We start from the raw sequence: 13351 nt of genomic DNA, 5'->3' as shown, positions 1-13351 counted from the left end.
CCCAGCCGCCGACCACCCGCCCGTCCCACCACACCGTCGGCCCGACGTTGCCGTTGCGGTCGAACAGCGCCTCGCGGTGCGGGCCGAGGAACCAGTCGCGCCGCTGCCAGCCCATCGGCGTCGGGTCGAGCGCCGGCAGCAGCGTCGCCACCGGCGCCGTCGCGGGCTCGGGCTCGGTGTCGTCGGCCAGGACCAGGCCCGGCTCGCCGTCGAGGTCTGCGTCGACGACGTCCAGCCCGGCCAGGACCGTGCGCGTGACGCCGAGCGTCCACCCCGTCCACCACTGCAGGTCGGCGACCGTCGCCGGGCCGAACACCCGCAGCCAGCGCCGGGCCAGCTCCGCCCGGGCGTCGGCCTCCGGGACGTCCGGCAGGCCGTCGGGCCACAGGCCGCGCACCGACGCCCACCGGTGCTGCCGTGACAGCCAAGTGCCCGCGGGCCGGCCGCGCACGATGCGGCCGTCGGCGCCCATCAGCGTGAGCACCCGGCTGGTGATGTTCTGCTTGACGTCCCACTTCTTGTCGGTGGTCGGCAGCACCGCCGTGCGCAGCCGCGGCTCGGCCCGGGCCAGCTCGTTGGCCAACGCCTCGCCCCGCTCGTCGAGCGCCTTCTCGGTGGCGGTCTCGACGTCGGTCAGCCAGGCGGCGACGTCGCCGTCGACCGGCGGCTCGGTGGGCAGCGTGCTCAGGTGCTGGACCAGCTGGCGGCGCAGCCGGTCGGCGATCATCAGCCCGGCGGCGCTGTGCACGACCGGCACGAAGTCGGTCGGCGTGACGAACATGGTGCGACGCATCGCGATCAGCTTGACCACCGAGCGGTCGTCGTAGAGGGCCGCCGACACGTCGTCCAGCGTCGCCTCAGGCACCCTGACCAGCGCCGACACGTACACCGTCGCCGGGTCGGTGGCGTGCAGCACCACCATTCCGGCGACTGCGCCGGCGACCGAGCCGGCCGGCGTCTCGGCCGCGAGGTGGTGCCGCCGCAGCAGCCGCCGGCGGCGCTGTTCGGCGCTGATGGTGAGCACGGTCCGATCCTGACACGAGGGTCCGACAGCGTCGGAGATTCCAGGGTTCGCTGAACCGCGGAAAGGGGACGATCTTCGCGAACCGATTGACAGCACCTCTAGGGTATGTATTCGGAACAATTCTTCTCAGTCCGTGGACTTCTCGGGGGGCTCCGTGAGTCAGCACAAGGCAACGGAAGAACGCCGCTACCGCCTGGAACTGGCGGTCGTGATCCTCATCGGCCTCGCCGTCGCGGCCGCCGCCATCATCGCCATCCTGAGCCTGGGCGGCTCGCCCGGCGACGACCTGCAGCAGGAGTTCGGCGGTCTGTCCGCCAGCCTGGACTAGCCGGCAATGACCTGGACGAGCTGGCGCAGGTCCGCGACGATCGCGGCGGCGCCGGCGTCGACCAGGCGAGGGGCGCTGGTGTAGCCGTCGGCCACGCCGATGGGGACGAACCCGGCGGTCAGTGCGCTCCGGATGTCGTAGGTGGTGTCGCCGACGTAGTAGGCGTTCGCCCGACTCTGCCGACGGCTGCGCAGCGCGTGGGGCTTGTCCGCGGCGGCGGTGTCGATGGTGTGGAACCGGTGCCGGACGCCGAGTCGGTCGAGGTCGGCGTCGACCGCGGCGGCTGCGGCGGCCGAGACGATCCCCAGCCTGGCGCCGCCGTCGTACAACTGCTCCAGGGCCGCCGCGAGCCCGGGGCGCGGCGCGGCTTCGTGGCCGGCGACGTCGGTGTTCCACTCCGATTCCGCGGCCGCGGTGTCGGCGTTCGGAACGCCGAGGTCGGTGAACATCGTCGCCATCGGCAGGTGGAACCGTTCGGCGAAGTCGTCGGGTGTCAGCGGCGCGATCCCGCGCCGGCCGAGGACGCCGTTGAGCGCGGTGCGGGCCCGGCCGGCGTCGAGCACCAGGGTGCCGTTCCAGTCGAACAGCACCAGCACGTCGTGGAAGCGGGCGCCGTTGGTTGCGGCGGTGCCGTCGAGTTTCGTCACGCGCGGTGCACCACTGCGAGGTCCGCGTGGTCGAGCCCGCCGAGCCGCTGCCCGGTGGTCTGCGAGTACACGTGGATCGCGTCGGGCGGAGCCGACACCGTGACCTGGCTCCCGATCGCAGGTGACCGGTGCACCGGGCACCGGAACGCGAGCGAGTCGCCGCGCTCGGTACGCAGCTGCACGATCCGGTCCAGCCCGGTCGGCTCGACCAGCGCCACGGACCCGGTCAACCGCCAGGCGCCGTCGGCCGGTTCGCCGAGCGTGAGCCGCTCGGCGCGGACGCCGAGGGTGACCGGCTGGCTGCTCTTGATCCACACGTCCTCGAACGACGCGTTGCCGGAAGCGTCGACGGGGAGCAGGTTCATCGGCGGCGACCCGATGAACCCGGCGACGAACAGCGTCGCCGGCCGGTCGTAGAGGTCGTCCGGGGTCCCGACCTGGTCGATGCGGCCCTGGTTGATGACGGCGATCCGGTCGGCCATCGCCATCGCGTCGAGCTGGTCGTGCGTCACGTTGATCGCGGTCGCGCCCGCGGCCCGCAGCATGGCGGCGATCTCCAGCCGGAGTACGGAGTGCAACTGCGCGTCCAGGCCGGACAGCGGCTCGTCGAGCAGGACGACGCCACTCTGCCGAGCGAGCGCCCTGGCCAGCGCGATGCGCTGCCGCTGGCCGCCGGACATCTGCCGCGGCTTGCGGTCCAGCAGGTGTTCGACCTGCATGACAGTGGCCAGGTCGCGCGCCCGTGCCTCGGCGGCCCGCTTCGGCAGACCGAGGCCGTACCGCAGTCCCGTGGTGATGTTCGCCAGCGCGGTCATGTGCGGGTAGAGCGCGAAGTGCTGGAAGACGATCGCGCAGTCCCGGTGGTGCGCCGGCGTGTCGCCCTGCGGCTCGCCGGCGAACCGGACGTCGCCCTCGTCGGCCGTCTCCAGGCCCGCGACGACCCGCAGCAGGGTGGACTTACCCGACCCGGACGGACCGAGGACGCCGACGTGCTCGCCGTCGCCGATCGACAGGTCGACTCCGTCCAGGGCACGGACCGCGCCGAAGGACTTCCGGATCCCGTTCAGTTCGACGACCGGCATGGCTACTCCGCCACCAACTGGTCGATGGTGGTGACCGCGGTCTGGATGGTCTGTTCGGGGTCGGCGCCGGCCTGCAGTTGCTGGGCCATCGTCCGGAAGGCGCCGATGACCTCGGCGGTCGCGTCGCCACGCCAGCCGCCCCAGGGCGTGATCTCGCCGTCGAAGGACCAGGCGTAGGTCGTCTGCTGGGTGACGGCGTCGCTGGCCAGCAACTCTTCGGCGGCGGCGGTGTCGACCGGGATGTAGCTGAACGACGTTCCGCTGGCGGCCAGTACCCCGTCCGTCGACAGCAGGTGGGCGAGCGCGGCGTTGGCGAAGGCCGCGCGACAGGGGTCGTCGCTCAGCACGATCCAGCCGTTGCCGCCGGCCGGTGCCGGCCCCTGCTCGCCGTTGACGGTGGGCAGGTCGACGGCGGCCCATTCGAACGCGTCGCCGATGTTCTCCACCCGGGCGGCGATGCCGGCGCTGGAGGTGACGAGGAACGCCGCCGTGCCGCTGTCGAACGCGGCCTGGCTCTCGGCGTCCTGGACGATGCCCAGCTCGAGGTTCTCCGCGTGCAGCCGGCTCCAGATCGAGATGGCGTCGACACCGAGGCCGTCGCCGAAGGCCGGCCGCCCGTCGCCGGTGATGAACGTCCCGCCGGCGCCCTGGACGAACGCCTGGCTGAGCCAGTCCGGGATGTTGTGCGTCGCGATGGTGACCGAGGGCTGACCGGTCATGGCGGTGACTTTCCGAGCGGCCTCGATCAGGTCGTCGTAGGTCCGGATGTCCTCGGCGTCGCCCGCACCGGCCTGGTCGAGCATGGTCTGGTTGACGGCGAGGAACGGCACCGACACCTGCGCGGGCGCGAGGTACACGTCGCCGTCGATGGTGCCCGCGGTCAGGAACGCGCGCCGGTAGGTGGCCGGGAGCGCGTCGACGTCGATCGGCGCCGGCTGGTACTGCTCGACCCAGAACGGCAGCTGGCCGAGCCCGGAGACGATCATGTCGGGCCGGTTGCCGACCGCGATGTCGCCGACGACGGTGCGGGTGAACTCGTCGTAGGTGGCGGCCTGGACCGCGTTGACGGTGATCTCCAGCTCGGGGTACTCGCGGTTCATGGCCTCGACGGCGACCGCGACGGCTTCGGCGGCCGGTGGCTGGTGGGTGATGGTGAGGGTGGAGTCGGCCGGGTCGCAGTCGGCGATGTCGGCCGCGGCCGCCGTCGAGGCGTCCGGCCCGCTGTCGGAGGCACACGCGGCGAGCGGGAGGACGCTCGCGACGAGCGCCGCACGAGCGATCGATCGAGTACGCATGGTCGTTCCTGTCTGGTCGATGGGGTCCAGCTGTCGAAGCTCGGTCAGCCGGTGATCTCGGTGCCGCTCATGCCCTGCACGAACGGTTTCTGGGCGAGGAGGAACAGGACCACGATCGGGGCGGTGATGATGACCGCCCCCGCGGCGAGGGCTGGATAGTCGTAACCGACGTCGGCCTGCTGGAAGACGGCCAGCGCCAGCGGTGGAGTGCGCATGTCGGGGCTGCGCGAGATGAGCAGGGGCCACAGGTACTCGTTCCAGTGCGCGAACACCGAGAACACGCTGAACGCCGCGATGCCCGGTGCCGCCATCGGGATCACCACGCTGGTCAGCCTGCGGAAATGGCCGAGCCCGTCGGCCCGTGCCGCCTCCAGCAGCGCGTCAGGGATCGTCATCATCTGCTGCCGGATCAGGTAGATGCCGAACGCGCTCGTCGTGAAGGGCAGCACCAACCCCACGAGCGAGTCCGACCAGCCGACGACGTTGACGCCGATGAACAGCGGGATCAAGGTCACTTGGCTGGGTACCAGCAGGCAGCCCAGCACCGCGGTCAGAGCGATTCCCGTGGCCCGGGAACGCACCTTGGCCAGCACGTACGCGGCCGGGACACAGGTCAGCAGTTGCAGCGCGAGAATGCTGAGCGTTTGGAGGAGGCCGACGACCATCGCGCGGCCGAGCCCGCCGTCGGTCCACGCCCGCGCGTAGCCGGACAGGTCGACCGCGGACGGGAACCAGGCGATGCCCTGGAAGAACGTCTCGTCCGCCGGTGCGATGGACGTGCGCACCATCCAGTAGAAGGGAAACAGCGACACGACGACGGCGACGCAGGTCGCGGCCAGCAGGCCGGCCCGGGCGGCGGCCCTCATCGACCCCACCCCGACAGCGTGCGACGCTGCAGGATGCCGATGCCCACCAGGACGACGAGCAGCAGGAACGCCAACGCCGACGCCGCGCCCAGGTCGAAGTAGCCGAAGCCGATCCGCCAGGTCATGGTGAGCACGGTCTCGGTGGACCCGCGGGGGCCGCCCTGGGTCATGACGTTGATGGTGTCGAAGACCTGGGCGGAGCTGAGGATCGCGAGGACGGTGGCGAACACCACCGTCGGCCGGATGGTCGGCAGCGTGACGAGGAAGAGCTTGCGCAGCCCCCGGATGCCTTCGGCGCGCGCCGCTTCGTCGAGCGCGGCCGGCATCGCAGCCAACCCGGCGAAGAAGATCACCATGGTCAACGACGCGGTACGCCAGATCCCGACCAGCGCCACGACCGGCAGCGCCGTCGCCGGGTCGCCCAGCCAGTTGACCGGCTCGGCGCCGACCAGCCCGATGACCTGGTTGACGAACCCGCCGGGGTAGCTGAACATCCAGCTGAAGACCACGGCCATCGCGACCAGGTTCGCCGTCATCGGCAGGAACAGCACGGTGCGGACGAACGGCCGGCCACGCCCGGCGGCGTTGGCGAGCAGCGCGAGCGAGAGCCCGATCACGAGGCTGGGCACGATCGTGATCGCACTGTAGACGGCGGTGTTGCGGATCGCCTGCAGGACTGCCGGATCGCTGAGCACGTCGGTGAAGTTGCCGAACCCCACGAACCTCCAGGCCCCGCCGGTCAGCGGGATCTCGAAGAAGCTCCCGATCAGCGACAGCAGCGCCGGGAGCGCCACGAACACCGTCATGGCCACCGCTGCGGGCAGCGTCATCAGGATCAGTGCCGGCCGGCCGGAACGCCGGCGACGGGCTCTCGGGGGCCGAGCCAGGTCGTCGACGGGTCGCCGCATGGTCGTGGTCACGACATCAGACCCGGTGCTCGATCAGCACGTCTTCGGTCATGGTCAGCCCGGCCGCGCTCCCGGGGTGGGCGAGCGCGATCGCGACGTACAGCGCGTCCAGGACCGCGAGATGCACGATCCGGCTGGCCATGGCCTCGACCCGGTACGACGTCTCGGGACTTCCCGCGATCAGGGCGAGGTCGACGATCTCGGTCAGCGGCGAGGCGGTGAAGCTGGTCAGCGCCACGGTCCCGGCGCCGGAGTCTCGCGCGGCGCGTGCCACGGCAAGCGTCTCGAACGTGGAACCGGTGTGGCTGATGACGAACAGCAGGTCTCCCGGCCCGAGCATCCGCGCCGTCACGTGCTGCGTGTGGACGTCCGGTACGAACGTGGCCGGGATACCGAGCGTGGTCAGCCGGTAGGCGAAGTCCTGCGCGAGCGGGGCCGACGTGCCAACAGCGCCCAGCAGCACTCGGCTGGCCTCCATGATCCGGCGGGCGATCGCCCCCAGAACGGCTGAGTCCAGTGCTTCCGCCGTCGACAGCAGCGCACTGGACGTGCTGCTCAGGATCTTCCGTGCGATGGCCCGGGCGTCGTCGTCCCCTTCCACGTCGCTGTGGACCCGTGCCGGTGCGGAGAAGGACTGGGTCGCCAGGGTGATCTTGAGCTCCTGGTAGCCGCGCAACCCGATCCCCGTGCACAGCCGGACCACCGTGGCCGCCGACGTGTCCGCGTCCTGCGCCAGCTGCGAGACCGACTGGTGGATGACGCCGACGGGGTCGCGGAGGATCGCCTCCGCGACGCGTCGCTCGGCCGGACTCAACGTCGCCAGCGACGCACGCAATCGCTCCAGGATCGGCTCGTCTCGCCGGGCGGCCGGAGGAGTCGGGTCGAGTTCTGCACCAGTCATGCCGGCGACGCTAGGGACGCGCCGTGAATCGGGTCCGACCAGAATCCGAACTCCGTATGAAAATTTCGTTCCACTCTATGGTTCGAAATTTCGTACCGCCTACGGTGGCGGCAGCCGACCTCGGAAGGGCCCCATGATCACTGCCGCCTCGCCCCAGCGCTGGTTCCGTGGCAACACGCACACCCACACCAGCGCCCCACCGGCGTCCGACGCCAACGGCAGCCCGGAGCTCGCGGCCGAGTGGTACCGCCGCAAGGGCTACGACTTCCTGTTCATCACCGACCACGAGCACCTCACCGACGTGGCCGGTCTCAGCCGGATGTCCGGCGACGAGTGTGAGTTCCTGGTGCTGCCTGGGCAGGAGATCACGCAGATGGTGGTCGACCCGGCGCACCCGCACGGCATCCGCCAGGGCCACGTCAACGCGCTGAACACCGACCGGGTGATCCTGCCGGTCGGCTATCCGGAGCTGTCCGACGAGATCGCGCGGGTGTGGCGCGCGTGTCCGCCGGGCGGCCGCGAGGCGCTGTTCGAGCGCAGGCCGGACATCGCCGCGATCTTCGCCGCCTACCCGCAGGGCGACCACACGCTGGCGTCCACCTTCCACCGCAACGTCGCCGAAGTCCGCGCGGCGGGCGGGATCGCCCAGATCAACCACCCCAACCTGCACTGGTCCGTCGGCCGCAAGGACCTGCTCGGCCTGCCGCAGCCGTACCTGATGGAGATCTGGAACGCCTTCTCGCTCGCCGGGAACCTCGGCGGAGTCGACGACGGCGGTGACCGCGCCCCCGCGACCGAGGAGCTGTGGGACGAACTGCTCAGCGACGGAGTGCGGGTATGGGGCACCGCGAGCGACGACGTCCATGAGTACGCGGCCTTCGACGACCGGGACGCACCCACGCCGGGCAAGGCATGGATCGTCGTGCGGGCGGGCTCGCTCGACCAGGAGTCGATCATGAACGCGCTCAGGGACGGCCACTTCTACGCCTCGACGGGCATCGTCGTCGACCGCTACACGGCCGGACCCGACTCTGTCGAGATCTCCCTCGCAGCGATACCCGGCTGGCGGTCCGCGAAGTTCGTCGGGCTGACCCGGTTCCGGACCAGGTTCACCGGCCGCGGCGGCCGGCTACTGGCCGAGATGGCCGGGGCCAACCCGCGTTACCGGATCCGCGGCGACGAGGGCTACGTGCGCGCCACCATCGTCGACGCCGACGGCCGCCGCGCCTGGACCCAACCCGTGTTCGTCGAGCGGTGAGCTCGCCGGGCTCACCACTCGGCGAGGCTGCCGTCGGCGTGCCGCCAGATCGTGGCCCGCCAGCGGTGCCCGATCTCGTCCGCGCGGCGCACCGCGTCCTCGTCGACCTCGATGCCCAGGCCCGGCGCCGTCGAGCGGTGCACCCAGCCGTCGTCGAAGCGGAAGACGGCCGGGTCGACGAGGTAGTCGAGCAGGTCGTTGCCCACGTTGTAGTGGATGCCCAGGCTCTGCTCCTGGATCAGGAAGTTCGGCGTCGCGAACCCGACCTGCAGGCTCGCGGCCAGCGCGATCGGGCCGAGCGGGCAGTGCGGCGCCAGGCTCGCGCCGGCCACCTCGGCCTGTGCGGCGATGCGGCGGACCTCGGAGATGCCGCCGGCGTGCGAGAGATCCGGCTGCACGACGGCGACACCGGCGGCCAGCGGCTCGACGAAGTCGCGCCGGCCGAACAGCCGCTCGCCGGTCGCGATCGGGACCGAGCTGGCCGCGACGATGGACGCCAGCTGGGCGCCGAGCTCCGGCACCACCGGCTCCTCGACGAACAGCGGGTGCAGCGGCGCCATCAGCGGCAGCAGCCGGCGCGCGTTGGCCGGCGAGACCCGGCCGTGGAAGTCGACGGCGACGTCGCGGTCCGGGCCGAGCGCCTCCCGGGCGGCCGCCAGCCGCTCCAGCGCGGCGTCGGTCTCGGCCACGGTGGCGATCGGGCCCAGCTGCGCCGACCCGTTCATCTTCACCGCGGTGAACCCCTCGGCGATCTTCTCGGCGATCCCGTCGGCGATCTCGGCCGGCTCGTCCCCGCCGATCCAGCTGTACATGCGGATGCGGTCGCGGACCGGCCCGCCGAGCAGCGCGTGCACCGGCGCGCCGTAGGTCTTGCCGGCGATGTCCCACAACGCCTGGTCCAGCCCGGCGACGGCGCTGGAGAGCACCGGCCCGCCGCGGTAGAACGTCGCCTTCGTCATCACCTGCCAGTGCTCCTCGATCCGGAGCGGGTCCTGGCCGACCAGGTAGTCGGCCAGCTCCTGGACGGCGGTGCGGACGGTGTCGGCGCGGCCCTCGACGACCGGCTCGCCCCAGCCGACGATCCCCTCGTCGGTCTCGATCCGGCAGAACAGCCAGCGCGGCGGCACCAGGAACGTCTCGATCGCGGTGATCTTCACTCGGGCTCCTTCCCGGACGTGATCGTCCGGACGTCGTGGTCGGCCTGGGTCAGCAGGTGGCGGACGGCGCGCTCGGCGCCGTCCGCGTCACCACCGGCGACGGCGTCGAGAACGGCGAGGTGCTCGGGCACGCTGTGCGCCCATCCGCCGTGGCCGTACACCAGCAGGTCACGGGCGCGCAGGCCGGTCGCGATGACCTGCTCCAGCTGCCGCAGCAGCGCGTTGTGCGCGGCGTCCAGCAGCGCGCGGTGGAACGCGAGGTCGGCCTCGACGACGGCGTCGACCGACGTCTCCTCGCCGGCCATGACGTCGAGCGCCGCGCGCATCGCGGCCAGGTCGGCGTCGGTGCGGCGCGCCGCCGCCAGCCGGGCGGCGTCGGGCTCGACGATGCCGCGGACCTCGGCGAGGTCGGCCAGGAACCCGGCGTCGGCCGGCGCCTGCGCCCGCCAGCGCAGCACGTCGGCGTCGAGGAGCGCCCACTCCTCGCGCGGCCGGACGATGGTGCCGCGCTTCGGCCGGGCGTCGACCAGGCCCTTCGCGGCCAGGACGCGCAGCGCCTCGCGGACGACGGTACGGCTCACGCCGAGGTCGGCCTCCAGCCGGACCGGGTCCAGCGGCTCGCCCGGCTCGACGTCGCCGCGGACGATCAGCTCGCCGAGGTGCGCGACGACGGCGCCGTGGATGCCGCGGAAGACGGTCATGCGGAGTCCGCCGTCGCGCTCCAGCCGCCGTCGACCAGCAGGCTCGCTCCGGTGACGTAGGACGCGTCGGCGGAGCCGAGGAACGCCACCGCGGCGGCCACCTCGTCGGGGCGGCCCAGGCGGGCCAGGGTGGTCATCCGGACACTGCGCTCGATGTCGGCCGCGCTGGTGCCGTCCCAGGCCGGCGACAGGATCGGGCCCGGTTCGACGCTGTTGACCCGCACCTCGGGCCCGTAGTCGACGGCCAGCTGGCGCCCGAGCGAGACCAGCGCACCCTTGCTCGCCGCGTACGCCGACCGGCCGGGCAGCCCGCGCGTCGCGTGCACCGACGACGTGAGGACGATCGAGCCGCGGGACCTGGTCAGCACTGCGGCCAGCGCGCGCACGGCGAGGAACGTCGCGGTGAGGTTGACGTCCAGCTGACGGCGCCAGTCGGCGACTGCCATCCGATCGGCCCGCTCGATGACCGCGATCGCCGCGTTCGAGTGCAGCAGGTCCAGCCGGCCGGGACCGTCGTCGAGGCGGGCCGCGACCCGCCGCCAGCCGTCCTCGTCCGCCACGTCCAGCGGCACGCCCTCGGCGCCGCCGCCGAACCCGGCCGCCGCCGTCGCCGCCTCGACCGCGGGCTCCAGGCCGGCCTCGTCCAGGTCGGCCAGCAGGACGTGCGCACCCTCCGCGGCCAGCCGGCGCGCGGTCGCCGCGCCGATGCCGGACGCGGCGCCGGTGACCAGGGCGACCCGGCCGCGGTAGCGAGGTGCGAGGACGTCGGCGCTGTCGTTCACGTCCCGCAATCTAGCATTCAGTCATCTTGTATGACTATTAGCGGCCGCCATTGCGCGTTCGCCGAGTGCCACGACCGCCGCCCGCAGCTCGTCCGGCTCGTGGACGGCGAAGGCGCAGCCGAGGCTCGCCAGGCGCGCGGCCAGCCACTCCATCGAGTCATCGCGCCGGGCGTCGAGCCGGCTGCGCCCCGCGTCGACGGCGGTGACCTCGCCGGGGTTGTCGCCGAGGCGGCCGGCCACGGCGCTCGCCGGAGCCTCGAACGTCACGACGGCGTGCACTTCGGGGGTGCCCCAGTCGGTCCGCCGGCCGGCGACGTACGACGCGGCGTCCTCGGCGGGCAGGACGCGCTCGGCGCGGATCCGCACGCCGGTCGGCTGGACGCGGGCGATCCGGTCCACCCGATACGTCCGCCAGCCGTCGCTTGGCGTACGGTCGCGGCCATTGCCGTGCCCGGCGTCCCGGCCGTCACCGCCGTGGCTCGCGCCGCCGACGTTGTCGGTGCCCGCCCGTAGGGTGGGAGGGCCCTCCCAGCCGGGCGGGGTCTGCACTGCCGACGAGCCGGAACCGGCAGGCCCGCCGCCGACTCCTGGGGATCGCTCGACCTCCCAGGCGAGGAGGTACCAGCGGCGGCCGGAGGGGACGAGGGCGAGCGGCTCGACCAGCCGGCCGGAGTCCGCGTCAGCACGCGACGCGTAGCGGAAACGGACCCGCTCGCGTCCCGCGACGGCCGCGGCCAGCGCCGTCAGCACCTCGGGGTCGACCACCGGCCCGCCGCCGACCGGCGACGTTGCCGCACCGAGCGTCCGCACCCGGTACCGCAGCCGCGCCGGCAGCACCTGCTCCAGCTTCCCCAGCGCCCGCACCGACGCCTCCTCGATCCCGGCGACGGCGGACCCGGCCGCCGCCCGCAGCCCAACAGCGATCGCCACCGCCTCCTCGTCGTCCAGCAGCAACGGCGGCAGCGCCGCGCCGGCGACCAGTCGGTACCCACCCGCCGCACCCAGCGTCGCGTCCACCGGATAGCCGAGGTCACGCAGCCGGTCGACGTCGCGCCGGATGGTGCGTGAGCTGACACCGAGGCGCGAGGCCAGCTCGCTACCCGGCCACTCGCGCAGCGTCTGCAACAGGGACAGCAACGCGAGGAGCCGCCCGGGCGTGTCACTCATGAAAAACAGAATGCCGCAGAAATAGGACAAGAACAGACCTAGATGGCTCCTAGCGTCAGCGGCATGACGACCTTCCAGATCAACGTCCCCCAGCACGATCTCGACGACCTGCACGACCGGCTGGCCCGGACCCGCTGGACACCGCAGCTGCCCGGCGACGGGTGGGACCGGGGCGTGCCCACCGACTGGCTGCGCGAGACAGCCGAGTACTGGCGCACCGGCTACGACTGGCGCGCCCGCGAGGAACAGCTCAACGCGTTCCCCCAGTTCGTCGAGGAGATCGACGGGATGGACCTGCACTTCCTGCACGTGCGCTCGCCGGAGCCGGACGCGCTGCCGCTGATCCTCACGCACGGCTGGCCGAACTCGTTCGTCGAGTTCGCCCGCACGATCCCGCTGCTCACCGACCCGCGCGCGCACGGCGACGCGGCACAGGGGCGGGCACAGGCCTTCCACGTCGTCGTCCCGTCCGTCCCCGGGTTCGGCTTCTCCGCCGCGCCGCGCTCGACGGGCTTCGGCATCCCGGCCGTGGCGGGCATGTTCGCGACGCTGATGGAGCGGCTCGGCTACGACCGCTACGGGACGCAGGGCGGCGACCTCGGCGCCTACGTCGCGCCGGAGCTGGCCAGGCTGCACCCGGACCGCGTCGTCGGCGTCCACATCGACGGCGGCTTCGGGTTCCCGACGGAGGCCGACGTGCCCGGCATGGACGAGGCCGAGCGGGCCGAGTGGGACCTGATGCAGCAGTGGATGTCCGGCGGCGTCGACCATCACGCGCTGCTGCGGGCGGCGCCTCAGACGTTCGGCGCAGGCTGGCACGACTCGCCGGTGGCGCTGCTGGCCTGGCACGCGCACAAGTTCCAGGAGTTCTCCATGTCCGACCGGCCGCTGTTCGACGTCATCGACCGCGACCTGTTCCTCGACAACGTCAGCGTCTACTGGTTCACGAAGACGGCGGCGACGTCGTCCTGGCCGATGTACGAGGGCCTGGCGCGCGACGCCGGACGGCCGAGGTTCGAGTGGCCGGAGGGCCAGCGGGCGGTGCCGTCGGGCGTCTACGGCGGCGGCTCGGCGCTGATGCGGCGGCTGGCCGAACGCGACAACACGATCGTGCACTGGCCGGAGGGCAACCCCGGCAGCCACCACTTCATCGCGATGGACGAGCCGGCCGGCCACGCCGCCGACATCCGCGCGTTCTTCGCGAAGGTCCGGGATTCACAGGGACTCTGACTACC

Annotated in this window: 14 protein-coding genes; 3 read left to right on the top strand and 11 right to left on the bottom strand. The window is 72.4% G+C overall.

Annotation, left to right across the window (positions count from 1 at the left end; genetic code table 11):
- On the bottom strand, window positions 1-1024 hold a 1024-nt coding region (locus tag C1I92_RS21665), incomplete at its 3' end, for a winged helix DNA-binding domain-containing protein (protein ID WP_111256731.1).
- A 154-nt stretch (window positions 1025-1178) separates the two neighbouring features.
- Here C1I92_RS21665 and C1I92_RS33965 point away from each other — a divergent pair.
- Window positions 1179-1352: a hypothetical protein gene (locus C1I92_RS33965; RefSeq protein ID WP_158564231.1), complete on the top strand. Its 174-nt coding sequence runs from the start codon at window positions 1179-1181 to the stop codon at window positions 1350-1352.
- On the opposite strand, the gene C1I92_RS21660 is transcribed toward C1I92_RS33965, so the two are convergent.
- From C1I92_RS21660 to C1I92_RS21635, 6 genes are all read right to left on the bottom strand, one after another.
- Window positions 1349-1999: an HAD family hydrolase gene (locus C1I92_RS21660; protein WP_158564230.1), complete on the bottom strand. Its 651-nt coding sequence runs from the start codon at window positions 1997-1999 to the stop codon at window positions 1349-1351. The two genes, C1I92_RS33965 and C1I92_RS21660, sit on opposite strands and share 4 nt — an antisense overlap.
- Window positions 1996-3081 carry an ABC transporter ATP-binding protein gene (locus tag C1I92_RS21655; RefSeq protein WP_111256729.1) on the bottom strand — a complete coding sequence of 362 codons (1086 nt, stop codon included), beginning with the start codon at window positions 3079-3081 and terminating at the stop codon, window positions 1996-1998. Before C1I92_RS21655 ends, C1I92_RS21660 begins: the two co-directional genes overlap by 4 nt.
- A gap of 2 nt (window positions 3082-3083) precedes the next feature.
- Window positions 3084-4376 (bottom strand): type 2 periplasmic-binding domain-containing protein, encoded by a 1293-nt coding sequence (locus C1I92_RS21650; RefSeq protein ID WP_111256728.1) that lies wholly within the window; start codon window positions 4374-4376, stop codon window positions 3084-3086.
- Window positions 4377-4420: 44 nt separating this feature from the next.
- A complete protein-coding gene (locus tag C1I92_RS21645) occupies window positions 4421-5242 on the bottom strand; it encodes a carbohydrate ABC transporter permease (protein WP_199521460.1) in 822 nt (273 codons plus the stop codon).
- Window positions 5239-6072 carry a carbohydrate ABC transporter permease gene (locus tag C1I92_RS21640; RefSeq protein WP_199521459.1) on the bottom strand — a complete coding sequence of 278 codons (834 nt, stop codon included), beginning with the start codon at window positions 6070-6072 and terminating at the stop codon, window positions 5239-5241. Before C1I92_RS21640 ends, C1I92_RS21645 begins: the two co-directional genes overlap by 4 nt.
- A 94-nt stretch (window positions 6073-6166) precedes the next feature.
- Complete coding sequence (locus C1I92_RS21635; protein WP_111256727.1) at window positions 6167-7051, bottom strand: MurR/RpiR family transcriptional regulator; 885 nt, start codon at window positions 7049-7051, stop codon at window positions 6167-6169.
- A 133-nt stretch (window positions 7052-7184) separates the two neighbouring features.
- On the opposite strand from C1I92_RS21635, the gene C1I92_RS21630 reads away from it, so the two are divergent.
- Window positions 7185-8309 carry a CehA/McbA family metallohydrolase domain-containing protein gene (locus C1I92_RS21630; RefSeq protein WP_111256726.1) on the top strand — a complete coding sequence of 375 codons (1125 nt, stop codon included), beginning with the start codon at window positions 7185-7187 and terminating at the stop codon, window positions 8307-8309.
- A gap of 11 nt (window positions 8310-8320) precedes the next feature.
- Here the strand turns inward: C1I92_RS21630 and dgoD are convergent, their stop codons facing one another.
- The 4 genes from dgoD to C1I92_RS21610 are packed head-to-tail and all read right to left on the bottom strand — an operon-like array spanning window position 8321 to window position 12116.
- Complete coding sequence (dgoD, locus tag C1I92_RS21625; protein ID WP_111256725.1) at window positions 8321-9466, bottom strand: galactonate dehydratase; 1146 nt, start codon at window positions 9464-9466, stop codon at window positions 8321-8323.
- Window positions 9463-10167, bottom strand: coding sequence for a FadR/GntR family transcriptional regulator (locus tag C1I92_RS21620; protein WP_111256724.1), 705 nt, complete (start codon window positions 10165-10167; stop codon window positions 9463-9465). Before C1I92_RS21620 ends, dgoD begins: the two co-directional genes overlap by 4 nt.
- Window positions 10164-10949 (bottom strand): SDR family NAD(P)-dependent oxidoreductase, encoded by a 786-nt coding sequence (locus C1I92_RS21615; protein WP_199521458.1) that lies wholly within the window; start codon window positions 10947-10949, stop codon window positions 10164-10166. The genes C1I92_RS21620 and C1I92_RS21615 overlap by 4 nt, the downstream gene beginning before the upstream one ends.
- Window positions 10950-10970: 21 nt before the next feature.
- Complete coding sequence (locus C1I92_RS21610; RefSeq protein WP_199521457.1) at window positions 10971-12116, bottom strand: helix-turn-helix transcriptional regulator; 1146 nt, start codon at window positions 12114-12116, stop codon at window positions 10971-10973.
- A gap of 63 nt (window positions 12117-12179) precedes the next feature.
- Between C1I92_RS21610 and C1I92_RS21600 the strand changes: the two genes are divergently transcribed.
- The gene (locus tag C1I92_RS21600; protein WP_111256721.1) at window positions 12180-13346 is read left to right on the top strand and encodes an epoxide hydrolase family protein; all 1167 of its coding nucleotides are present in this window, start codon (window positions 12180-12182) and stop codon (window positions 13344-13346) included.
- The last annotated feature ends 5 nt before the right edge of the window (window positions 13347-13351 follow it).

Origin of the sequence: Jiangella anatolica (assembly GCF_003236295.1) — a bacterium.
GTDB lineage: Bacteria > Actinomycetota > Actinomycetes > Jiangellales > Jiangellaceae > Jiangella > Jiangella anatolica.
Note: the sequence above shows the minus strand (reverse complement) of the source record. Positions and strands in the feature narration are given on the sequence as shown.